Origin of the sequence: Amycolatopsis sp. lyj-346, from assembly GCF_046548975.1 — a bacterium.
In the GTDB taxonomy this organism is placed as follows: Bacteria; Actinomycetota; Actinomycetes; order Mycobacteriales; family Pseudonocardiaceae; genus Amycolatopsis.
Map to the genome: position 1 here is coordinate 35,746 of NZ_JAJPWT010000003.1, position 22,519 is coordinate 58,264.

The 22,519-nt window shown below is 73.9% G+C and carries 16 protein-coding genes; 4 read left to right on the plus strand and 12 right to left on the minus strand.

All coding sequences use genetic code 11. The features are described 5' to 3' along the window. Position 1: 1 nt before the first annotated feature. Positions 2–1,606, minus strand: coding sequence for a DUF2207 family protein (locus tag ACLJQE_RS11755; protein ID WP_410639214.1), 1,605 nt, complete (start codon positions 1,604–1,606; stop codon positions 2–4). 2 nt (positions 1,607–1,608) lie between these two features. Next, a complete protein-coding gene (locus tag ACLJQE_RS11760) occupies positions 1,609–3,318 on the minus strand; it encodes a DUF2207 family protein (RefSeq protein WP_410639215.1) in 1,710 nt (569 codons plus the stop codon). A gap of 650 nt (positions 3,319–3,968) precedes the next feature. Between ACLJQE_RS11760 and ACLJQE_RS11765 the strand changes: the two genes are divergently transcribed. Next, complete coding sequence (locus tag ACLJQE_RS11765; RefSeq protein WP_410639216.1) at positions 3,969–4,946, plus strand: neutral zinc metallopeptidase; 978 nt, start codon at positions 3,969–3,971, stop codon at positions 4,944–4,946. 138 nt (positions 4,947–5,084) lie between these two features. On the opposite strand, the gene ACLJQE_RS11770 is transcribed toward ACLJQE_RS11765, so the two are convergent. Next, a complete protein-coding gene (locus tag ACLJQE_RS11770; protein ID WP_410639217.1) occupies positions 5,085–6,068 on the minus strand; it encodes an RDD family protein in 984 nt (327 codons plus the stop codon). A gap of 34 nt (positions 6,069–6,102) precedes the next feature. Between ACLJQE_RS11770 and ACLJQE_RS11775 the strand changes: the two genes are divergently transcribed. Next, positions 6,103–7,110 (plus strand): stage II sporulation protein M, encoded by a 1,008-nt coding sequence (locus ACLJQE_RS11775; RefSeq protein WP_410639218.1) that lies wholly within the window; start codon positions 6,103–6,105, stop codon positions 7,108–7,110. Between the two features lie 19 nt (positions 7,111–7,129). Here ACLJQE_RS11775 and ACLJQE_RS11780 read toward each other — a convergent pair whose 3' ends face one another. From ACLJQE_RS11780 to ACLJQE_RS11800, 5 genes are read right to left on the minus strand one after another with little or no spacing between them, the layout of a single operon-like run. Further along, positions 7,130–8,422, minus strand: coding sequence for a DUF58 domain-containing protein (locus tag ACLJQE_RS11780; RefSeq protein ID WP_410639219.1), 1,293 nt, complete (start codon positions 8,420–8,422; stop codon positions 7,130–7,132). Position 8,423: 1 nt separating this feature from the next. Beyond that, complete coding sequence (locus tag ACLJQE_RS11785; protein WP_285988507.1) at positions 8,424–9,395, minus strand: AAA family ATPase; 972 nt, start codon at positions 9,393–9,395, stop codon at positions 8,424–8,426. Further along, positions 9,392–10,531, minus strand: a complete 1,140-nt coding sequence (locus tag ACLJQE_RS11790) for a DUF4350 domain-containing protein (protein WP_410639220.1) — start codon at positions 10,529–10,531, stop codon at positions 9,392–9,394. The genes ACLJQE_RS11785 and ACLJQE_RS11790 overlap by 4 nt, the downstream gene beginning before the upstream one ends. Further along, complete coding sequence (locus tag ACLJQE_RS11795) at positions 10,528–11,169, minus strand: DUF4129 domain-containing protein (RefSeq protein WP_410639221.1); 642 nt, start codon at positions 11,167–11,169, stop codon at positions 10,528–10,530. Before ACLJQE_RS11795 ends, ACLJQE_RS11790 begins: the two co-directional genes overlap by 4 nt. Further along, positions 11,163–12,341 carry a hypothetical protein gene (locus tag ACLJQE_RS11800; protein ID WP_410639222.1) on the minus strand — a complete coding sequence of 393 codons (1,179 nt, stop codon included), beginning with the start codon at positions 12,339–12,341 and terminating at the stop codon, positions 11,163–11,165. The genes ACLJQE_RS11795 and ACLJQE_RS11800 overlap by 7 nt, the downstream gene beginning before the upstream one ends. Positions 12,342–12,592: 251 nt before the next feature. On the opposite strand from ACLJQE_RS11800, the gene ACLJQE_RS11805 reads away from it, so the two are divergent. Next, complete coding sequence (locus ACLJQE_RS11805) at positions 12,593–13,615, plus strand: neutral zinc metallopeptidase (protein ID WP_410639223.1); 1,023 nt, start codon at positions 12,593–12,595, stop codon at positions 13,613–13,615. Here the strand turns inward: ACLJQE_RS11805 and ACLJQE_RS11810 are convergent. Next, positions 13,608–14,033, minus strand: coding sequence for a hypothetical protein (locus ACLJQE_RS11810; protein ID WP_410639777.1), 426 nt, complete (start codon positions 14,031–14,033; stop codon positions 13,608–13,610). The genes ACLJQE_RS11805 and ACLJQE_RS11810 overlap by 8 nt on opposite strands. A gap of 185 nt (positions 14,034–14,218) precedes the next feature. Further along, complete coding sequence (locus ACLJQE_RS11815; protein WP_410639224.1) at positions 14,219–15,298, minus strand: potassium channel family protein; 1,080 nt, start codon at positions 15,296–15,298, stop codon at positions 14,219–14,221. Positions 15,299–15,377: 79 nt separating this feature from the next. Between ACLJQE_RS11815 and ACLJQE_RS11820 the strand changes: the two genes are divergently transcribed. After that, the gene (locus tag ACLJQE_RS11820; RefSeq protein WP_410639225.1) at positions 15,378–15,746 is read left to right on the plus strand and encodes a hypothetical protein; all 369 of its coding nucleotides are present in this window, start codon (positions 15,378–15,380) and stop codon (positions 15,744–15,746) included. A 199-nt stretch (positions 15,747–15,945) separates the two neighbouring features. On the opposite strand, the gene ACLJQE_RS11825 is transcribed toward ACLJQE_RS11820, so the two are convergent. After that, entirely contained in the window at positions 15,946–19,185 is a 3,240-nt protein-coding gene (locus tag ACLJQE_RS11825; RefSeq protein ID WP_410639226.1) for an ATP-dependent helicase, read from the minus strand. 115 nt (positions 19,186–19,300) lie between these two features. After that, on the minus strand, positions 19,301–22,474 hold the full coding sequence (locus ACLJQE_RS11830; protein WP_410639778.1) for an ATP-dependent helicase: 3,174 nt from the start codon (positions 22,472–22,474) through the stop codon (positions 19,301–19,303). Positions 22,475–22,519: the final 45 nt, after the last annotated feature.

A 22,519-nucleotide genomic window follows, 5' to 3' on the forward strand; every position in this document is an offset into this window, starting at 1 on the left:
CCTACGACGGCGGGGCGGTCGTCTGCGTCTCGGCTGGCTGGTGAGAACGGGTGTCCCGGCCGACGTCGTCGAGGAGGCGGCCGCGGCGGGTGGCGGCGAACGTCCCGGCCAGCGCCGTCGCGAAGGCTCCGGCCTGGTCAGGCGTGCCGTCCCCGGCGTGCCAGTAGATCGGCGGGGGGTGTTCGAGCCCGTCGAACGCGGCCACCCAGGGCGCCAGTTCGCCCAAAGCGAGCGCGTACGGCAGGCCGCGGGAGAAGACCTGCTCGCGCTGCGGCTTGTCCAGGTCCTTCGCCTTCACCGACGCGAGCATCTCGCCGACGCCCCGCAGACGTCGCGCCACGTCGGCGCCGGCCCGCCGCCGCGCGGGCAGGGCGGCCGAAGTGGCGACGGTGGCGGCCCCGGCCAGCACGACCACGACGCCGAGCTGGGCGTAGCCGACCGTCAGGGCCAGCAGGACGGTGAGGAACACGCCGTAGCAGACGATCCGGACCCCGGCGCGGCCGAGGCGCCGGGGCCGCGGGGCGAGCCAGCCGCGGCGGACGGCGTCGGCGTACAGCTCGGCCGGGCCGACGGTGACGTGCCGCTCCCGCAGTTCGGCGAGGGTCACCGGCTCGTCCGGGACGACGGCCGCGTAGACCGCACGCTCGAAGACGGTGAGGTGCTCGTCGGGCGGGTTGCGGCGGGCCAGCCGCCAGCCGCCGTCCTCGGCGCTCACCCAGAGGTAGTTGCGGACGGCGAGGTCGAGCACGGTGGCGGCCAGGTCGGCGGCCCCGGGGCGGCCGTGCAGGAGGACACCGGTGTGCCCGGGCAGCACGCCCTCGGGCGAGGCGAACTCACCCGTGGCTTTCACGTGAAAGCTCCCACCTGGGCGGGGCACTTTCACGTGAAAGTGCCGCCGGCGGGCGAGGAGGACCAGCGCGGTGAGGGTCAGGAGCAGCGCGGCGAGGGCCGCCCAGGCCCAGCCGACCGGGGCGGTGAGCACGAACGCGCCGGCGATCGTCTTCGACGGCACCAGGACTTCGTTGGCGGGAACCGTGCCCGCGGGCAGCTCGACGGTCGCCGTCATCCGGTCGCCCGCGGCGAGGTTCTGCTGGCTGAACCGGGTCAGCCCGGCGTGGTCGATCTGCGCGGCCCCGCACCGGAAGTCGGAGTCCGGCGGGCCGGCGAGGCAATCGACGGCGGTCGGGATCTCCGGCGCCGCGAAGGAGGCGCGGAGGAACTTCAGCTCGGTGTTCCAGCCGCCGGCCAGCTCCCAGGTGACGCGGTCCCCGGCCACCGCACCGTCCACTGTGTACCGGACGATCGAGGTGCCGGACGGGAGGTGGACGGTGAAGGCGTCTTCGTCGACACTCGCCGTCCCGCGGCCTTCCAGGACGACGTCGCGGATGCCGTAGACGCGGTCTCGGTGGTGCGGTGCCGCGGCCCGCAGCGCGATCCGGCGGTCCATCGTGACGCCGCCGGGGACCGAGATCGCTTCGACGACCGACAGCGAGCCGTCGCGCTGGACCTTCAGCTGGATCTCCGCGCTCTGCGGCACGGTGGGGAGAGGCGGCTGGTCCGCGGGCCCGGCGGTCAGCGCGAGCGCCAGCAGCGCCCCCGCGAGCACGGTCAGCGGGCCGCGGCGGCGGTGAGCACGCCGTCGAGCGCGGTCAGGAAGGACGGGAAGCGCGCGCCGAACCGGCGCAGGTCGGGGTCGGCCTCCATGCCGCCGTACCAGTACAGCCCGGCCGAGCCGTCGGCCGACGGGTTGAGCCCGGCGAAGGCGCCGAGCCAGCGTTCGGTGTCGCCCAGCACCACCGCGTACGGCAGCGAGCGGGAGAACACGAGCTCGCGGTCGGCGGGCGGGATGTCCTCGGCCCTCGCGGTGTGCAGGTAGTCGAGCAGGCCGCGGACCTGGCCGGCCAGCGCCCGGCCGCGGGCGGTGCGGGACGGCAGCAGCGCGGCCACCGCGGCGACCGCGAGCCCGGCGAGCGCGACGGCGACGCCGAGCAGCGCGTACCCGGCGGTGAAGGTGAGCACCGCGGTGGCGACCAGGCCGAGGGTGAACAGGCCGGCGCCGAGCCAGGTCAGCCGGCCGCGGGCGGTGTCCGGGCGGCGGGAGAACCAGCGCTTGGTGACGACGTCGGCGTACATCGCGTCGCTGATCCGGCGGAGGTCGAGGCCGCCGCGGACCCGCAGCTGCGACACGAGCACGGTGTCGGTGCCCGGCGGCAGCAGGGTTTCGCAGACGGCGCGCTCGAAGTCGTGGAGGTGCTCGTCGGGCGGGTTGCGGCGGGCGAGCTGCCAGTCGGGTCCCGGTACTTCCGCCAGCCACAGGTAGTTGCGGACGGCCAGGTCGACCACGGTGGCGCTGATGTCGACGACGTCGACCGTCTCGTCGACGACGGTGCCGACCTGGCCGGGCAGCACGCCGTCGGGGCTGGCGAAGACGACACGGTCGCCGTCGCGCAGGAGGACCTCGACCGGGCCGGTGGCGGTGCGCAGCGCGCCGGCGTCCTGCGTGCGGCGCCGCCACACGAAAAGGGCGGCGGCGACGAGGAAGGCGAGCAGGACGGCGAAGGCGATTCCGATCGGCGGCGTCAGCGCGAAGGCGTTGGCGAGCAGGCCGATGCCGGCGAACTTCGCGTTCGCGGGGGTGGTGCCCGCGGGCAGGCCGACGAGGAGGTCGACGCGGTCGCCGGGGCGGACGTCGTTCTGTTCGAGCCGGACGACGCCGGTGTGGTCGAGCTCGGCGAGGGTGCAGCGCTGGTTCGAACCGACCGGGCCGGCCAAACAGTCCACAGGGGACAATTGGGGCGTCGGGGCGAGCAGCGACGCGGTGAGCTTGGCCAGCGGCGTGTCGAAGCCGCCGGCGACCTGCCAGCGGGCCTGCTGGCGGCCGTTCTGGTCGGCGATGGCGCCGTCGACGGTGAAGGTGACGCGCGCGGTGCCGCCGGTGAAGGTGAGGACGAGCTGGTCGCCGGTGAGCTCGCTGGTGGCCGCGCCTTCGGTCTTGACGTCGCGGACGGCGAAGACGCGGTCCTGGTCGTCGCTCGCGGGCACCCGGAGGGGAACGCGCGAGACGAGCCGCTGCCCGCCGGGGACGGTGACGTGTTCGGTGACGGAGAGGGTGCCGTCGCGCAGGACCTTGAGGGCGACGTCGGCGGTGGGTCCCGCCGGGGGCCGGACGTCCTGCCCGGTGAGCAGCTGGGGTTTCTTGGCCTGGTCGGCGGGCAGGTTCGGCAGGACGGGCCCGGCCGACGGCCCCTGCGCGGCGGCGGGCCCCCCGGTCACCAGCACGGCCGCGACGGCGATCGCGGCGGCGGCCCCCCATTTCATCGACACAGCACCACACCCTAGAGCACTCGATCTATGCTGACGCCCGGAACGGCGCGATCACCGCAGGTACGCCGCTTCCGACGGGGAAATCGCACGGGGGGTTCCACTCGATGACGCACGGCCCGCAGGGTCCCGGTGCCGGGCCTGGTCCTGGTCCTGGTTCTGGCGCTGGTCCGCACGACCCGCGCCGCCCGCAGCCGCCGGGCCGGCCGCAGCCGCCGGGCCGGCCGCCGTTGCCGCCACCGGGCGCGCGGCCGTTGCCACCACCGGGTGTGCGGCCGCTGCCGGGGCGGGGTGGGCCTTCACGGCAGGGTGGGCAGTCCGGCCCGTTCGGCGCGCCCCCGCAACCGCCGCAAGTTCCCGGCGGCACCGGCACTTCCGGGCCGCCGAACCCCTTCGGTGCACCCGCACCACAGCCGCCCGGTTCTCGCGGCGCAGGCCGGCCGGCCCCGGGTGTCCCGCAGCCGCCGCGCGGTCCCTACGGCCCGCCGACCGGGCCCTACGGCCGTCCTCTTCCACCGCCCGCGCGGGCTCCTCTGCCCGCCACCGTCCCGCCCGGATTCACCCCCGGTTACGCCGGGCCGCCGGGTTTCGGTCCGCGGTTCGCGCCCGGCTACACCCCTTACGTCGCCAGGAAGTCGAACGCCGGGGTGATCGTCGCCGTGGCCATCTTCGCGATCGTCGCCGTCGCCGGTGGGCTCGTCGCCGCCGTTGCGCTGTCCGGGAACCACCAGCGGCACGTGGCCGACGCCGGGTACTCCAGCACCTACCCGACCACCACCGAAGAAACCGAAGCGACCATCGCCACCACCTCCTCGGCCGAGGAAACGACCACGCGCCCGAGCCGCACCACCACCGCGCGCGAGACACCGACGTCGCCACCACCGGCCGGGCCCCGCCCGGTCGCCGCCACCGGGAACAACCCGCTCTTCGGCCGCGCGGACTACGGCCTGCAGAACATCCCGTGCTCGCTGAGCCGCTGGGCGACCGACCAGAACAGCGTCACGCGTTTCTTCCAGTCCGGCATCGGCTGTCTCGACGCGATGTGGTCACGCATGCTCGGCGCCGTCGACCTGCCGTTCCGGACACCGAACCTGTCGGTGCCGCGGTCGTTGTCGGAATCGTCGACGCCGTGCGGCAGCGGCGGCACCACCACCGGCGTCACGCCGTTCTACTGCTCGGCGAACAACACGATCTACATGCCGATGGACCGGATCGAGCTCGACGTGTGGGGCAACCACCCCGGCCCGTACCTGTCGATCCTGGCCCACGAATACGGCCACCACGTGCAGAACCTGTCCGGCATCACGGAGGCGTTCGCCGGCCAGCGCTACGACGCGGGCGCCGACTCGGCGGCCGACCTGGAACTGTCGCGGCGGATGGAACTCGAGGCGCAGTGCTTCTCCGGCATGTTCCTCGGCTCGGCCTCGGTCTCCGGCGGCTCGGTCGACAAGAACGTCTACAACGAAGCCTGGAACGCCCAGGACCGCGGCGACGACTACGCCCGCAACGGAAAACGCGACCACGGCAGCGCCAAGCACAACATCAGCTGGTGGCAGCACGGCGCCACGAAGAACCGCAACCAGCAGTGCAACACCTGGCTTTCGCCTTCGGCCGACGTCTCGTAGCGCCTGCCCCAGCGCCCCAATGTGGCCTTGGGTGCGTTCAACGCACCGAAGGCCACATTGGGTGCGTTCAACGCACCGAAGGCCACCTTGGGTGCGTTCAACGCACCGAAGGCCACATTGGGGCGCTCGGGGTGACCGTCAGCTGGGTGGGGTGAACGGGTTGTCGTCGGGTACCGGTGTTCCGGACGGCGGGGTCGGCGGTTCCGCCCCGCCCGCGGCAGCCGGCCAGGGCGGCGGCGCGGCGGGCGGCCCACCGGTGACCATCGCCGACTGAGCCGCGTAGCCCGCCCGCAGGAATCCCGGCTGGTCCGGCCCCGGGGTCTGCGGCAGGTAGCCGGGACGCTGCTGCGCCGCGTACGCCTGGAACGCCCGGGCGTGGTCGCGGTTGCGCCGCTCCGCCAGCACCGCCGCCAGGAACGCCCACGGCGGCACCCCGGGCGGCACCGGCGTGCCCAGCGCGTTGCCCATCTGCTGCGCGAGTCCCCACCCGAGCGCGTGCGACGCCTCCGGCCGCAGTTCGCGGAACCGGGCGAGGAACTGGCGGCTGGCCAGTGCGAGGTCGTCCGGCAGGCGGGTCAGGTCGAGCTGCGCCGCCCAGCCCTCGAGGCCCGGTGGCATGCCGACGGCCGCATACGCGGGGCCCTCCGGGGCGCGCTCGCGGATCACCAGCGTGCCGGCCAGGAAGTCGCCGACGCGGCGGCCGTTCGACGAGCACAGCGACACGATCACCGCGACCGCGCCGAACAGCCCGAGTGCCCAGAAGTCCACGACGAAGCCGGCGAGCCCGCGCACCAGCGCGTGCCGGAACCGGATCGGGCCGCCGTCGACGCGGACCACCCGCAGCCCCACCGCCATCTTGCCCAGCGAGCGGCCGCGCGAGAGCGTCTCGAACACGACCGGGTAGCCGACCATGATCAGCACCACGAACACCAGCATCAGCGCGAGGAAGAGCGACTCGTCGGCGAACGGCACCGCGAACGACAGCACCACGGCCGCCCCCAGCAGCAACGCGAACTGCAGGACCACGTCCAGCGCCATCGCCAGCGCGCGGCTGGCGAGCTTGGCCACGCGCAGGTCGAGAACGACCGCTTCGCCGGTGACCAGCTCCGATTCCTCGTGCACGATGTCCAGCGTATAGACCGATAGGGTGGTCGGCGTGGATGTGGACGTCTTCGTCGCTGCACACGCGGCGGAGTGGAACCGGCTCGGCGAGCTGACCCGGCGCGGCGGCAAGCTGACCGGGCCGGAAGCCGACGAGCTGGTGACGCTCTACCAGCGGACCGCGACGCACCTGTCGATCGTGCGGTCGGTCGCGCCGGATCCGGCGCTGCTCGGCAGGCTCTCGGATCTGGTCGCCCGCGGCCGGTCGGCGGTCTCCGGGTCGCACAACCCGGCCTGGCGCGAGGTCGCCCTGTTCTTCACGCGCCGGTTCCCCGCCGCGGTCTACCTGTCGCGGCGCTGGTGGATCCCGGCCGCGCTGGTGTCGATCGCGGTGATGGCGGTGATCGCCGTCTGGGTCACGCGCGACCCGCTCGTCCGCGCCTCGCTGGGGACCCCGGACGAGCTGCGCGAGCTGACCAAGCCCGGCGGCGAAGCGGAAACCTACTACTCGACCGGGCCGGCGGCGTCCTTCGCGGCGCGCGTGTGGACGAACAACGCGTGGGTGGCGGCGACCTGCCTGTTCCTCGGCGTCGCGCTGGGCCTGCCGGTGATCGCCGCGCTGTGGCTGAACTCGCTCAACGCCGGGGTGATCATCGGCGCGATGAGCGCGGCCGGCCGCGGCGACGTGATGATCGGCCTCCTGCTGCCCCACGGCCTGCTGGAGCTGACGGCGGTGTTCGTCGCGGCGGGCACGGGGTTGAGACTCGGCTGGACGGTGATCGACCCTGGCCGCCGCTCCCGCACGGCGGCGCTCGCCGAGCAGGGCCGGTCGGTGGTGGTGATGGCGCTCGGGCTGACGTGCGTGCTGCTCGTGTCCGGGGTGATCGAGGCGTTCGTGACCCCGTCGGGCTGGCCGACGTGGCTGCGGGTGGGCATCGGCGTGGTGGTCGAGATCGCTTTCCTGGGTTACGTCTTCACGCTCGGCCGGCGCGCGGCGAAGGACGGCGAGGTCGGCGACCTCGACGCCCGTGACGCCGGCGACGCCCTCCCCGAGTCGGGGTGAACCGAAGGCGGCCGACGCGCTACAGCCGGCCGGCGGCTTTCAGGGCCAGGTAACGGTCCGCCAGTGCCGGGGGCAGTTCCTCCGGGACCGCGTCCACCACGCTCACCCCGTGCCGCACCAGCCGCTCGGTCACCCGGAGCCGCTCGGCCGTCGTCCGGGTGGCCGCCGCCGCGTCGTAGACGGCTTCCGCGTTGCCGCGGGCCGTCAGCATCTCCGCCACCCTGGGGTCCGCCACCGAAGCCACCACCAGCTCGTGGCGTCCGGTCAGCGAGCTCAGCACCGGGAACAGGCCCTCTTCCATCGGCGCCGCGTCCAGCCCGGTCAGCAGCACGACCAGCGCCCGGCGGCGGGTCCGCTGCAGCACCTCCGCGATCATGCCGCGGGCGTCCGTCTCGACCAGTGACGGCTCGAGCGGCGCCATCGCGTTCACCAGCGACGTCAGCAACGACGCCCCGGACGACCCCTGCACCGCCGCCCGCAGGCGCCGGTCGTAGGCCAGGAGGTCGACGCGGTCGCCGGCCCGGGACGCCAAGGCCGCCAGCAGCAGGGCCGCGTCCATCGCCGCGTCGAGGCGGGGTGCGTTGCCCACCCGGCCCGCCGAAACGCGGCCCGTGTCGAGGACCAGCACCACGTGCCGGTCGCGCTCGGGGCGCCAGGTCCGGACCATGACGTCCGCCGCCCGCGCCGTGGCGCGCCAGTCGATGGACCGGACGTCGTCGCCGATGACGTACTCGCGCAGCGAATCGAATTCCGTGCCCTGGCCGCGGATCAGCACCGCGTTGCGGCCGTCGAGCTGCTGCAGCCGCGCCAGCCGCGACGGCAGGTGCTTGCGGCTGTGGAACGGCGGCAGCACCCGGACCGTCCACGGCACCGCGTGCGAACCCTGGCGGGCAGCCAGGCCCAGCGGCCCCACCGACCGGACCGTCACGCGCGCCGCCGTCCGGTCGCCCCGCCGGGACGGCCGCAACGCGGTCACCAGCGCCCGCCGCTCCCCCGCCGGGACGCGCACCGGATGCCGGTCGAGCGCGCCCGCGCTCGGCGGCCACGCGTCCCGCAGCTGCCCGCGCACGGCCCGCCGTCCCGGGTTGGCCACCACGAGCGTCACCTCGCACGGCTCGCCGAGCCGGACCGACGTGTCCCCCGAGCGCGCGAACGTCAGCGACCGCACGCTGCCCGCGAGCGCCAGGTCGGCCACGACGAGCACCAGCAGCACCGCGCCGACCGCCAGCACTCCGGCCGCGGACGGCAGGAGCAGCCCGACCACCAGCGCGCCGAACAGCGCCAGCAGCCCGAGCCTTCCGGTGACGGCCATGTCAGCGCGGCACGGGCACGGAGGCGAGCACGCGGTCCAGCACGCCGTCCGCGGTGACGCCTTCGAGCTCCGCCTCCGGCCGCACGTCGAGGCGGTGCCGCAGCGCGGGCCGGGCGAGGGCCTTGACGTCGTCGGGGGTCGCGTAGTCGCGGCCCGCGAGCCACGCCCAGGCCCGGGTCACCGCGAGCAACGCCGTCGCACCACGGGGGGAAACGCCGATCCGCACCGACGGCAGCTGCCGCGTCGCCCGGCACAGGTCGACGACGTACCCGATCACCTCGGGCCCGATCGTCACGCGGGCCACGGCTTCGCGCGCCGCCGCGAGTTCCGGGGCACCGGCGACCGCGCGCAGGCCCGCCGCCGCGAGGTTGCGCGGGTCGAAGCCCTGCGCGTGCCGCCACAGGATGCCGATCTCGTCCTCGCGCGAGGGCGCCGGCATGGTCAGCTTGAGCAGGAACCGGTCCAGCTGCGCCTCCGGCAGCGGGTAGGTGCCCTCGTACTCCACCGGGTTCTGGGTGGCGATCACGATGAACGGGTCCGGCAGCGGCCGCGACTTGCCGTCGAGCGAGACCTGCCGCTCCTCCATCGCCTCCAGCAGCGACGACTGCGTCTTCGGCGGCGTCCGGTTGATCTCGTCGGCGAGCAGCAGGTTCGTGAACACCGGCCCCTCGCGGAAGGAGAATTCGCCGCTGTGCGCGTCGTAGACGATCGAGCCGGTGACGTCGCCGGGCATCAGGTCCGGCGTGAACTGCACGCGGGTGGTCTCCAGGTCCAGCGCCGCGGCCAGTGCCCGCACCAGCAGCGTCTTCGCCACGCCGGGGACGCCTTCGAGCAGCACGTGCCCCCGGCAGAGCAGCGCCAGGATCAGGCCGGTCACGGCGGCTTCGTTGCCGACGACGGCCTTGCCGACCTCGGCGCGCAGCGCGATCAGCGCGTCGCGGGCCCCGGTCGCGTTCTCGGTACCGCTGGTCAAGTTCGCCCTGCCTCTCGTTCCACCTGATCGAGTTCGCCCGCCAGCCGGACCAGCGCGGGGTCGTCCGGCACCGGCGGGCCGTAGAGGACCGCGCCGACGTCGTTCGCCGCCCGGCCCGTCCGCGTGCTCACCGACGCCACCAGGGCCGCCGGATCGGCGTCGCGCGGCAGGCCCAGCGCGGTCCGCAGCCGGGTGCGCGTGCCCTCCCGCAGCGTCTCACCCGCGTGCCCGGCCGCCTTCGCCCGCCGGTAGAGCCGGGCGCGGCCCTCGGCCGTTTCGGCCGCGCGGACGACGATCGGCAGCGGCTCGGTGACCACCGGGCCGAGCCGGCGGGCCCGCCACAACGCCAGCAGGGCGACGGCGACGAACGCCTGCGCGGCCCCGTAGTACCAGCCGTCCGGGATCAGCTCGAAGATCGACCGGCGGGAGTCGTCCAGCGCCGGGTCCGACGTGGTCGGCAGGTACCAGACGAGCTTCGGGTGCGCGCCGAGCAGGCGCAGCCCCAGCGCCGCGTTGCCCTGTTCGGCGAGCCGGGCGTTGGTCAGCGGCGCCGGCGAGCCGAGCAGCGTCGTCGTGCCGCCCCCGTCGGCGAGCTGCAGCAGCGTGCCGCCACCGTCTTCACCCGGGTAGCACGAGCGCGCGCCGGGCGAGGAGTAGCCGATCCCGCCGAGCGTGACCTCGCCCGCCGCGACCGCCGCGGCGACCGTGCACTGCGGCTTCAGGGTTCCGACGTCGCTGCGGCCGGCCGGGCGCACGAGCGGCAGCGAATCACGCAGCGTCGGTTCCCCCGGCGCCACCAGGACGACGTCGGCGGCGCGCTCCCGCAGCGCGTCGAACCGCTTCACCGGGGCCAGATCCGGGGCGGTCACGAGCAGCGTCGCGTCGTCGCCGACTTCGGCGTCCGCTTCGGCGGCCGTGTGCGCGGTCCGGACGTCCACGCCCTGGTCCTTCAGCAGCTGCGCGAGGGCGTGCGCACCGCCGGGTTCGTACGAGCCGGGTTCGAGGGCGCCGTGGGCCTGTTCGCCGCGGCCGAGCAGGAGCAGGGCACCGGCGAGGAAGATCAGGACGAGCAGGGCGAGGGGAATCCGGGCACCGCGCCAGATCCGGCGCAGGTCGGGCGATACCGAGGTGCTCACGGGCCCGCCATCGCGACCGGCCGCTCCCGGCGGCAGCGTTCGTCCAGCTCGGTCAGCGCCTGGTACGCCGCCTCGGAGCCTTCGCGGCCGCCGTAGTGCACGTCGTCGAAGAGCCGCGCCCCCTGCCGCAGCCGGTCCGCGACGTTCGGCAGCAGCAGCCCGGCCTCGGCGGCGGCCTCGTCCGCCGTCCGGCCGGAACGGGTGTCGAGCAGCGCGCGTTCCTCCAGGGCCCGCACGACGGCGCGGAACCGGTCGCGGACGGCGTCGTCGAACCGGCCCGCGGCGGCGGCTTCCGCGGCCGACCGGCGGTAGTCGGCGGCACTCCGGCGCTGCCCGCCGAACACGACGCGATCGGCCCGCGCCGCGCGGGCGATCTTGCCCGTGCGCAGCCGGATCACCACGACCAGCACGATCAGCAGCACGACGATCAGCAGCACCCCGAAGATGCCGCCGGGGACGTCCGAGGACAGGCTGTTCAGCAGCTTGTCCAGCTGCTCTCCAAGCCACCGGCCGATCTCCTGGAGGAGGCTCGGCCGGGCGTCCCGGTACTTCGGGTCCGACAGCTCCTCTTCGGCCGCGCGGCGGGCCGCGTCCCGGTCGATGCCGACCGGGACGTCTTCGAGCCGGAAGGTCACCATGCCTGCGGCGGCTGGACCCCCGCGGCGCGGGCCAGCTCGATGTCCATGCCTTCGCGGCGCATCCGCTGGTCGAGGTAGACGATCACGGTGACCAGCGCGACGAACGGGATCGCGATGGTGCCGGCGATGATCTGCCCGGCCGACGCCAGCAGCAGGTCACCGGTGCTCGGCACGGTCACCTTGCTCGGGTTGAACATCTGGCTGAACGCGCCGCTGCCCAGCGTGAACGGCAGCTGGATGATGTTCTGGAAGAAGCCCTCGATGATCCGCGCCAGCAGCAGCACGCCGAGCACCCGCCAGAACGCGCCGCCGACCAGCTTGACCGAACGCGCGAACGCCGCCCGGAACGTCCCGCGCTCGAGCACGAGCGCCGGCGCGGCCAGCGCCCAGAACACCCACGCGAGCACGCCCGGGATGATGCAGAGCAGGACGCCGATGGTGCTGAGGAGCGCGTAGACGAACGCGAGGCCGAGCAGCGGCAGCAGCCGGGGCTGCACTTCGCGCCAGGCGATGCCGAAGGTGACCTCGCGGCCCAGCGCGGCGCGGCCCATCACCGCGGCCATCAGGCCGGTGGTGACGGTCAGCAGGAACGTCGAGACCAGCGTCGAGGAGATCAGCACGATGAAGACGTCGCCGAACGTGCCGAAGAGAGCGTTGCGCAGCTCCGCTTCGGTCGCCGCGGGGCCGAGCTCGATCGTCGAAGCGAAGCTCTCCAGGTCCGTGAGGATGTACTTCTGCAGGACGAACGTGATCGCGGCGCTGATCACCGCCACCACCGCGCCGATGCCGAGCACCAGCAAGGCGTGCCGGCGGATCGCGGTGATCGCGCCGTCGAGGATGTCGCCGATGTTGAGCGGCCGCAGCGCGATCACGCCGGGCTTGCCGAGCCCGTGCGGGTTCCAGCGCGGCGGCTGGTACTGCGGCTGGTACTGCGGCTGCTGCCCGGTGAACGGCGGCGGGGCGTCCGGCCGGTGGCCGGGCCCGTGCTGCCAGCCCGGGGGCGGTGCCGGCGGGGTCGCCTGCGCGTCCGGCGCCTGCCAGCCCCGCGGCGGCGTCGCTGGTGACGCCGCGTGATCGGGCCGCTTCGGCTCACCCGATCCGGGAGGGGAAGCCGAGGGCACGCCCTGGCTCGGAGTCGGCGTGTCGGCGCCATTGCCGCCGGTGTCTGTCATCGAAGCCCCTCGCCTGCGTCACCTATCTTGACCACACTCTTCCAGAGCCGGTTGCACCCGGCCAGAGCTGGGGTGACGTCGCTGCGCCGTGACACCGCGCGCACGGACGGGTGCGAGACGACCCGTTCCCCCGATATGCTGAATGGCGGGATCGGGTACCCCCGGTCCGTACCGAGACCCTTCGGGACTGCCTAGTGACGCAACCGCCCCCCGGCCAGGTACCGCCTCGCGGAACCGTCCAGCCGCCGCCGGTGCCGGATGCGCAACCGGATCTCCCGTGGCTGGGCCGCCCCCACACCGTGTCCGCACCGAGGCGCCGGTCGCCGGCCGCGGTGATCGGCGTCTGCCTCGGCGCGGTGGCCGTGCTGGTGCTCGGGCTGGTCGCGATCGTGGCCCTCAACCGCGACAACACCCCGCTGGCCAACCCGAACCTCCGCGACGTCCCGTCGTCACAGGACGTTCCCCCGCAGCAGCTGCCGCCCGGCGGCGCGGGTGCCCCGGCGTCGGCGTCGAACCCGCCGGCCGAGCTGTCGACACCCAGCCCCACCGGCCCGCAGAAGGTCCTCAAGCTGGCCGACCACCCGATCCTGCAGGACCCGAACGCCGGCCTGCAGAACCGCGTCTGCACGCTGCCGGCCTGGCAGAGCACGCAGGCCGGCGCGGAAGCGTTCTTCACCTCGGCCAGCAAGTGCCTCGACGCGGCGTGGGGCCCGTTCCTCGCGGCCTACCGCCTGCCGTTCACGCCGCCGTCGCTGCACTTCCCGACGGGCGCGAGCTTCGAGACCGAGTGCGGCACGATCCAGGTCGGCATCGCGACCGCCGCGTACTACTGCGAAAACAACCTGTACGTCCCCTTCCGCGGCCTGCAGACCGACCAGTACGGCAACAACCCCGGCGTCTACCTGGCCCTGTTCGCCCACGAGTACGGCCACCACGTGCAGGAGGTCGCCGGGCTGATGGACGCGGCCTGGCAGAAGATCTACGAGGCGGGCCAGAACAGCCCGGCCGGGCTCGAGATGTCGCGGCGCAAGGAACTGCAGGCCCAGTGCTTCTCGGGGATGTTCCTCGGCGCGCACGTCGACCAGGGCGGCACGATCACCCGCGACATGTACAACAAGGCCTGGAACGACCAGGAGACCCGCGGCGACAACACCTCCCGCAGCCACGACCACGGGACGAACGCGCACTACGCGTCCTGGTGGCGGGCGGGCGCGACGAGCAACCGGATCGCCGACTGCAACACCTTCTCGGCGCCGTCGTCCGAGGTCAGCTAGCCGGTTTGGGTTGGGGACGCAGCGGGATGCTCAGCCAGAGGTAGGCGAACATCCCGCCGGAGAAGCACGCGAACACCAGCAGCGCCAGGCCGAGCGGGCGCCGGGCGTCCGACGCTCCCATCGACGTGTCCGCGACGTGGACGGCGACCGGGCCCTGGTCCGGCAGCACCTCCGGGACGGCGACCTCGACGCGTTCGCCCTGGCCGTGCCCGCAGCCGTCGAGGGTGCCTTCGTGGACCTTGCCGGTGACGGTGAACTTCACGGTTTCCTTGGTGTCCGCCCCGCCGCACGGCGCCGGCTTGGTCACCTCCGCCTGCACCGGCGCACCCAGGACGTCGTTGCCGATGCCCAGCAGCCCGGGCCCGGCCAGCCAGGCGAGCAGCACGACGAGCACACCCGCCGCGGCGGGGATCGCCACCGTGGGCCACTTGAGGGCGAGGGATCGCGGGGGCACCCGGTCATGCTTCCAGATCCCGGGGGCAAAACCCAGGTCCCCTGGTCAGTCCCCCCGAGCGCCCCAATGTGGCCTTCGGTGCGTTCAACGCACCCAAGGTGGCCTTCGGTGCGTTGAACGCAACCAAGGCCACCTTGGGGCGCTGGGGCCTAGCGCTCGATCTTCTCCGCCTGCGTCACCTTCTTGACGTACAGCAGCTTGTCGCCCGGTTCGATGGCGTCGGCCTGCGGGGCGTCGACGCGGTAGAGGACGCCGTCGCGGACCACGCCGAGCACGAGGTCGGACAGGTGCCGCGGCGACCCGCCCTCCTCCGACGGCTCGACCGCCCGCTCGGCGATCGCCAGACCCGATTCGGGGGTCAGCAGGTCCTCCATGATGTCCACGACCAGCGGCGTCGACGTCGCCATGCCGAGCAGCCGCCCGGCCGTCTCGCTGGAGACCACGACCTGGTTGGCGCCCGACTGCTTGAGCAGGTGGACGTTCTCCGCCTCCCGCACCGACGCGACGATGTGCGCCTTCGGCGCCAGCTCGCGGGCGGTGAGCGTGACGAGCACCGCCGTGTCGTCGCGGTTCGGGGCGACCACGACCGCCCGCGCGTGCTGGACCGCGGCGACGCGCAGGACGTCGGAACGAGTGGCCGAGCCGTACACGGCGACGAGGCCGAGCGCGCTCGCCGCGTCGAGGGCCGCCTGGTCGGTGTCGACGACGACGATCTGCTCCGGGGCGATGTTCTCGTCACCGAGCAGCGCGTTGACGGCGGACCGGCCCTTGGTGCCGAACCCGACGACGACCGTGTGGTCGCGCACCTTCGACCTCCACTTCTGGATCTTGAACGCTTGGCGGGAGCGCTCGGTGAGCACCTCCAGGGTGGTCCCGACCAGGACGATGAGGAAAAGCACCCGCAGCGGGGTGATCACCAGGACGTTCACCAGGCGCGCGGACGACGTGGCCGGCGCGATGTCGCCGTAGCCGGTCGTCGACAGCGAAACCGTGGCGTAGTACAGGCTGTCCAGCAGGGACAGGCCGTCGCCGTTGGCGTCGCGGTAGCCGTCGCGGTCGAGGTAGACGATGATCACGGTGGCCAGCAGCGCCAGCGTCGCGCCGATGATCCGCTTGACGATCGCGCGGAGCGGGCTGGTCGTCAGCTCGGGCATCCGCAGGATGCCGACGAGCTCGTGGTCGGGCCGATCGGTGAGGCTGCCCAGCGGCAACCGCCTGAGGGCCTTCATGCTGGCTCGTGTCGAGCGTCACTCACGCCCGGAGGATAGCCGAACCGGACACCGCGCCGCCGCGTGAAACGATGAGTTCATGGCAACCTCGCAACGGCCCGCGCACCTGCTGGCGGGCGCGCTGGGCTTCATGGGCGTCCTGCACTTCGCCGTCCCCAAGCCCTTCGACGGCCTGATCCCCGCTTCGCTGCCGGGGTCCCGGCGGGCGTGGACGTACGGATCGGGGGTGGCGGAACTGGCGGTCGCGGCCGCGGTGGCCACCCCGCGCACCCGTCGTCTCGGCGGGCTGGCGGCGGCCCTGCTGTTCCTGGGCGTGTTCCCGGGGAACGTGAAGATGGCGGTGGACGCCCGCCGCGCCCCGCTCCCGAAGCGCGCGATCGCCTGGGCGCGGCTGCCGCTGCAGTGGCCGCTGATCGCGTGGGCGCTGAAGGTCCGCGACGCCGCCTGATCGTCGGCGGGCGCCACGGTCCGGGCCCACCGCAGCCCCGAACTCCAGCTCCGCAGCACGTGACCGAAGGGTCGGCACGCGTGTTTGGAGCGCCGACTCACGTGATTGACGAGTCGACACGACGCCACCCCGAAGTTCCGTCGTGTCGACCCTCGAATCACGCGTGTCGGCTGTTCAATCACGCGTGTCGGCTGTTCCGTCACGCCTCGGGGATGTCGCGGAGCAGCCCGCGGAGGGCGTCCGGGTCCAGGAGGTCCGCCGGGCGGATCGTGCGGTTCGCGCGGACGTAGTGGAACGCCGCGCGGACCCGCTCCACCGGGACGCCCTTCAGCGCCGCCCAGGCCATCCGGTACGCCGCCAGCTGGACCGACAGGGCCGGGATCCGGGACTCCGGCGGGACCGAGCCGGTCTTCCAGTCGACCACCGTCCAGCCGCCGTCGGGGTCGGCGAAGACCGTGTCCATGCGGCCGCGCAGGGTGATGCCTTCGACGTCGGCCGAGAACGTCACCTCCACCGCCACCGGGACCCGCGACGCCCACTCGCTCTTCTCGAACTCCGTCTGCAGTTCCTCGAAGTCCGCGTCGGGGGCCTCGCCGAAGTCGGCGGCGCCCGGGAGGTCGTCGATCTCGATAAGCTGGTCGCCCGCGAACCGGCGTTCCAGCCAGCCGTGGAACTCCGTGCCGCGGCGGGCGAAGCTGTTGGGCGCCACCGGGAGCGGACGGCGCAGGTCGGCGGCGAGGCGGGCGGCGTCGTCGGCCAGTGCGACCAGCTGGCTCACCGAAAGCCGCGAAGGCAGCGGGACCCGCTTGACGTGGTCGTCCTTGCGCGCCCACTCCTCCAGCAGGACGTCGGTGTCGGTCGTCCACCCGTCCGGGTCGTCCTCTTCGGGCTCTTCCTCGTCCGGTGGTGCGGCGAGCGCCTCGGTCACCAGCTCCACGCCGGTCTGCACGCCGGTGCGCCGGTCGGCCAGCGGGTCGACCGGCCAGCGCCCCGCCCGCGAGTCCGACACCAGCGGGTTTTCGTCGTCCTCGGTGGGTTCCGGCGCCCACTCGGCGAGCTGCCCGGCGCCGGACTCGCGCACGACGTCCGCGATCTCCGTGAGGAACTCCGACGGCCCCTTCACCCGGCTGCTGCTTTCGTTCCACCAGTGCCCGGAGACGATCAGCGCGTGCTCGGACCGCGTCAGCGCGACGTAGCAGAGCCGCCGTTCCTCCGCCTGCTCCCGCTCGACGAACCCGGCCTCGTGCAGCTCCAGTCCTTCTTGGACTTCCTTGCGGTCGTAGCCCTCGGCGATCCGCAGCTCGGGCAGGTCCTCGGCGTCGCCCCGCAGCTTCGCCGGCAGCGACGTCGCCGTCCGCAGCCACGACGACGACCGCCGCCGCCCGGGGAACACCTCGTGCACCAGGTGCGGCACGGCGACGACTTCCCACTCGAGGCCCTTCGCCGAGTGCACGGTCAGCACCTGCACCCGGTCCGGCACCACCTCGACCTCGCCCGGGGTGAGCCCGTCCTCGGCGTGCGCGGCGGTGTTCAGGTAGTCCACAAAGGACAGCAGGGTCGCCGTCGGCGCCGTCTCGGCGTAGTCGGTGACGACCTCGGCGAACGCGTCCAGGTGCGCCCGCCCCGCGGAACCGGGCCGGGCCAGCGATTCGACGTCCAGGAGCATCGTGCGTTCGACGTCGGCGACGAGCTCCGGCAGCGACTGGTCGAGCCGCCGCCGCAGCGCGGCCAGCTCCCAGCCGATCCGCCGGATCCGCTGGTAGCCCTCCTCGGAGTACCGCGCCGGGTCACCCGGCTCGTCGATGGCGTCGATCAGCCCGGCCTGCTCGACGCGCTCGACGACCAGCTCCGGCGTGTCCGCCTTTTCCGGGCTGGACAGCTCGCCGGCGCGCCGCCACAGCGCGGCGACGTCGGCGGCCGAGAGCCGCCAGCGGGCCCCGGTCAGCAGCCGGGCCGCCGCGCTGCCGGACAGCGGGTCCGCGAGCACCTTCAGCGTCGACACGAGGTCCGCGACCTCGGGCTCGTCCAGCAGCCCGCCGAGCCCGACGACCTCGACCGGCAGCCCGCGCGCCCGCAGTTCGGCGGCGATCGGGGCCATGTCGGCGCGGCGCCGCACCAGCACCGCGGCGGTGGGCGGCTTGCCGGCCTGTTCCTGGTGGACGTACCACCGCCGGGCGAGGGCGTCGGCGACCCACGCGCGTTCGGCGCGGATGTCCGGCAGCAGCGCGCACGCGATGTCCGCGGGGCCGGCGCCTTCGCGGGCCCGCAGCCGTTCGACGCCGAGGCCGCGGGCACGCAGTGGTTCGGCGATCGCGTTCGCGAGCTCGAGGATTTCCGGTGGGTTGCGGAAACTGGTCAGCAGCCCGAATTCGTGCGCGGGGACGAGCCGTTCGCCGTCGAAGCGCGGGAAGTCCGTGGTGAACCGGGGCAGGTTCGCCGCGCTGGCGCCGCGCCAGCCGTAGATGGCCTGCGCGGGGTCGCCGACCGCGGTGACCGGCATCGGCGGGTTCTCGACGCCGCCGAACAGTGCCCGCAGCAGCACGCGCTGGGCGTGTCCGGTGTCCTGGTATTCGTCGAGCAGCACGGCGCCGAAGCGGTCCCGCTCACCGCGCACGACCGACGGGTACCCGCCGGCCAGCTGGGCGGCGAGGGACATCTGGTCGGCGAAGTCCAGCGCGCCTTCGTTGCGCTTGCGGCGGTGGTAGTCGTCGACGAGCGGCAGCAGCGCGAGCCGGAAGTGCTGCGCGGCCATGATTTCGGTGAGCTTCTGCGGCAGCGCGGCCCGCTGTCCCTTGGCACGCGGCGCGTTCTCGATGACGCGGCACAGCCACGTCGTGTATTCGGCGAGCTCCTCGGTGGAGACGAGGTGCTCGCCCAGCTCCCCGGCCAGCTGCAGGACGTCCGCGGTGACGGTCGGCGGGACGCGGTCGGTGTCGAGATCGTTGTCCCAAGTGGACACCACGCGGTGCGCGATCTGCCACGACGAGGTCTCGGAGAGGAGCCGGACGCCGGGCTGGACCGGGAGGCGCAGGCCGTGTTCGGACAGCAGCCGGCCGGCGTAGGCGTGGTAGGTCAGGACGGTGGGTTCGCCGGCGACCACGGTGGACCGCAGGCCGCCGGTCGGGTCCAGGCGGTCGAGCAGCCCGGACCCGGCGAGGCGGCGCAGCCGGGCGCGGACGCGTTCGCCGAGCTGGCGCGCGGCCTTGCGGGTGAAGGTGAGGCCGAGGACGCGGTCGGGGCTGACGATCCCGTTGGCGACGAGCCAGACGACCCGCGCGGCCATGGTTTCGGTCTTCCCGGCCCCGGCCCCGGCGACGACGAGCGAGGGTTCGACGGGCGCGGCGATGACGGTGGCCTGTTCGGGCGTGGGCCGGTGCAGCCCGAGCGCATCGGCGAGTTCGGCGGGCTCGACGGGGTTCGCGATGAGGAGCGGGCTCACGGGCGCGCTCCACGGACCCCGCGCACCCACAACGCGGCGACTGAACTCACCAGGTAGTTCACAAACCCACCACCCGGCCACCGCCCCACAGCACCGACCGAACTCACCAGGTAGTTCACGGGCCCGGCACCTGCCGCCCCTCGGGCCGCAGCGGGCAGCACCCCCGCGCCGGGCACCGGTCGCAGTCCGGGTTCTCCTGGGCCTGGTAGTCCGGCCCCGCCGCGGAGGCCGCCGCCTTCTGGACCAGCTCCAGCCACTGCTTGCCGCCCACCTCGTCGAGCGGTGGCTGCGACCGTTCCGTCGATCCCGTCTTGTTGTTGGCCTTCGCGACGTACACCAGCCGCGCGCCGCCCGCCTCGGTGCGGCCCTCGATCGCCCCCAGCAGCACCGCCAGCTGGTACGCCGCCAGCTGCGGGTGCGCCTCGGCCTCCGCGCCGGACACCGGGACCTTGCCCGTCTTGATGTCGACGATCACCGGCCGCCCTTCGGAATCCAGCTCCACCCGGTCGACCCGGCCGCGCAGCAGCACCCGGACCTCGTCGGCACCTCCCGCGGGCAGCTCGACCTCGATGTCCTGCTCGACCCCGGCTTCCTTCAGCTCCGCCCGGCTGCGCTCCAGCCACGTCGTGAAGTTGCGCAGCATCTGCTCGACCCGGCGCCGCTCACGCCGGGAGAACCACGGCGCGCCCGCGTCGACGCGCACCCAAGCCTCGTCCAGCGCCGTCTGCAGCTCGGCGCCGGTGCTTCCCGAAGCGACCGCCTGGGCGAGCCCGTGCACCAGCGTCCCCGTCACCGCCGCCAGCTGGGCCGGGTCGCTGCCGCCGTGGCGCTCGATCATCCAGCGCAGCGGGCACTTCGTCAGAATCTCCACTGTGGACGGTGAGATCCGGATGAGGTCGCCCGGCGGGTGCACCGGCTCGTCGCTCGACGCCGGGAGCAGGCCGTACCACGTGGCGGGGTGCGCGCCGGGCACACGAGCCTCGGCCAGCCGGGCCAGCTGCTTCGCCGCGCGGCGACGGCGCGCCGGGTCGGCCTTGTCGTCGCAGACGACTTCGCGCAGCTCCCCGACCAGTTCGGCGAGCACCAGCGACCGGCCCGGCGGCTTCATCCGCGAGTCGAGGCCGCCGTCGTCGGCGCCGTTCTCCTCCAGGTCGTCGAGGAACCGGGACGGCTGCTCGTCCTCCCCCGACACCGCCGTGACCAGCAGCGTCTGCTTCGCCCGGCTCATCGCGAGGTAGAACAGGCGCCGCTCCTCGGCGAGGATCGGCGCGGTCTGGGAGACGGCGTCGTCGTCGACCCCGGCCATCAGGTCCTTGAGCCGCTCCACGCCCAGCACGGACCCGCGCAGCCGCAGGTCCGGCCACGCGCCCTCCTGGACACCGGCGACGGCGACGACCGTCCACTCGCGACCGGCGGCGGCGTGCGCGGTGAGCAGCGAGACGCCGTCGGCCGGGACGGCCGCCGGGGCCAGGGTGTCGCCCGCGATCCGTTGCGCGCCCAGGTAATCCGCGAAGGAGGCGACGCTCGCGCGGGGCAGCCGGTCGACGTACCGGCCGGCGGCGTCGAACAGCGCGACGACGGCGTCGAGGTCGCGATCGGCCTGCGCGCCCAGCGACCCGCCCCGCTCGGCCTGCTTCAGCAGCTTGTCCTGCAGCCCGCTTTCCCGCCACAGCTGCCACAGCACCTGCTCGACACCCTCGCCGCGGGTCACGGCCTGGTGCGTGATGCGCAGCAACCCGCCGACGCGCCGCACCGGCTCGGCCTCGGCGTCGGCCAGTCCGACGAGGATGTCCCCGCCGCGCAACGCTTCCACGAGCAGTTCGTCGCTCGACCGCTGCCCGCCGCCGGCCAGCTCGAGCCGACGGAGACCGCGCCGCAACCGCCGCAGCGCCAAGGGATCCGCGCCGCCGAGCGACGACGAAAGCAGCATTTCCGCGAGGTCGATGTCGAGCAGTTCGGGTGACGGCGCCAACTTCAGCACGGCCAGCAGCGGCCGCACCGCGGGCTGCTTGGCCAGCGGCAGCTCTTCGGTCGCCGACCCGATCGGGACGCCGGCCGCGCGCAACGCGCGTTGCAGCACCAGGAAAGTCCGCGCGGGCGACCGGACGAGCACCGCGATCTCCGACCACGGCACGCCGTCGACGAGGTGCGCGCGGCGGAGCTGGTCGGCGATCCAGCTCGCCTCGGCGGCCGGGGTCGGCATCACGCGGACGCGGACGTTCCCCCCGGAAGCACCCGCGGGCGGGACGATCTTGCGGTGCGGCGACGCACCCGGCAGCGTCGCCCCGATCTTGGCCACCGCGAGCCGCACGGCCGGGGCCAGCCGGTGCGCGGTGGTGAGCGTGACGGTCCGGCTGCCGTCCGGGTCGGCGTCGGCGAACAGGCTCGCGTCGGCACCCCGGAAGGAGAACACGTTCTGGTCGGGGTCGCCGGCCACGACGAACTCGGCGGCGGTGTGCCCGACCATCCGGACCAGGCCGGTCTGCAGCGGATCGAGGTGGTGGGCGTCGTCGACGAACAGGTGCCGGACGCGGGTGCGTTCGCGTTCCCGCAGCTCGTCGTCGTCCTCCAGGGCGAGCAGCGCGGAGGTGACCAGCTCGGCGGCGTCCAGCGCGGGCGCGCTCGCCACGCCCAGCGCGTTGCCGCCCGCGCCCTGCAGCTGCGTGACCTCTTCGTACTGCGCCCAGAACTGCCCGGCGGCGATCCACTCCTCGCGGCCGCGGCGGCGGCCCAGCTCGGCGAGGTCCTCGGGGCCGAGCCCCCGCTCGGCCGCGCGCATCAGCAGGTCGCGCAGCTCCTCGGCGAAGCCGGGGACCATCAGGGCGGGCCGCAGCTGCTCGGGCCAGTACTCGGCTTCTTCGTCGAGGTCACCGGCCAGGAGTTCGCGGACGACGACGTCCTGTTCCGCCCCGGCGAGCAGCCGCGGCGGCGGCAGCTCTTCGGCCATCGCCTCCAGCCGCAGCAGCGAATAGGCGTAGGAGTGCACGGTGCGCACGAGCGGTTCGCGCACGGTCCGGGGCAGCGGCCGCGCCAGGTCGGGGTCGGCGGTGAGCCGCCGCGTGATGTCGGCGCGCAGCGCGTCGGCGGACTTGCGGGACGTGGTGAGCACGAGCACGCTCTCCGGGTCCGCGCCCTCGGCGATGCGGCGGGTGGCGGCCGAGGCCAGCAGCGCCGTCTTGCCGGTGCCGGGGCCGCCGAGCACGCGGAGGAACCCGCCGGGTGCGGACAGCACGCGCCGGGCGCCTTCGTCCCAGGTGAACGAGGGTGTGGCGGTGTTCGGCGTGCGCACCAGCCGCGCGTTCGCCTGCGCCGTTCGCCTCCCGTTCACCCCGCG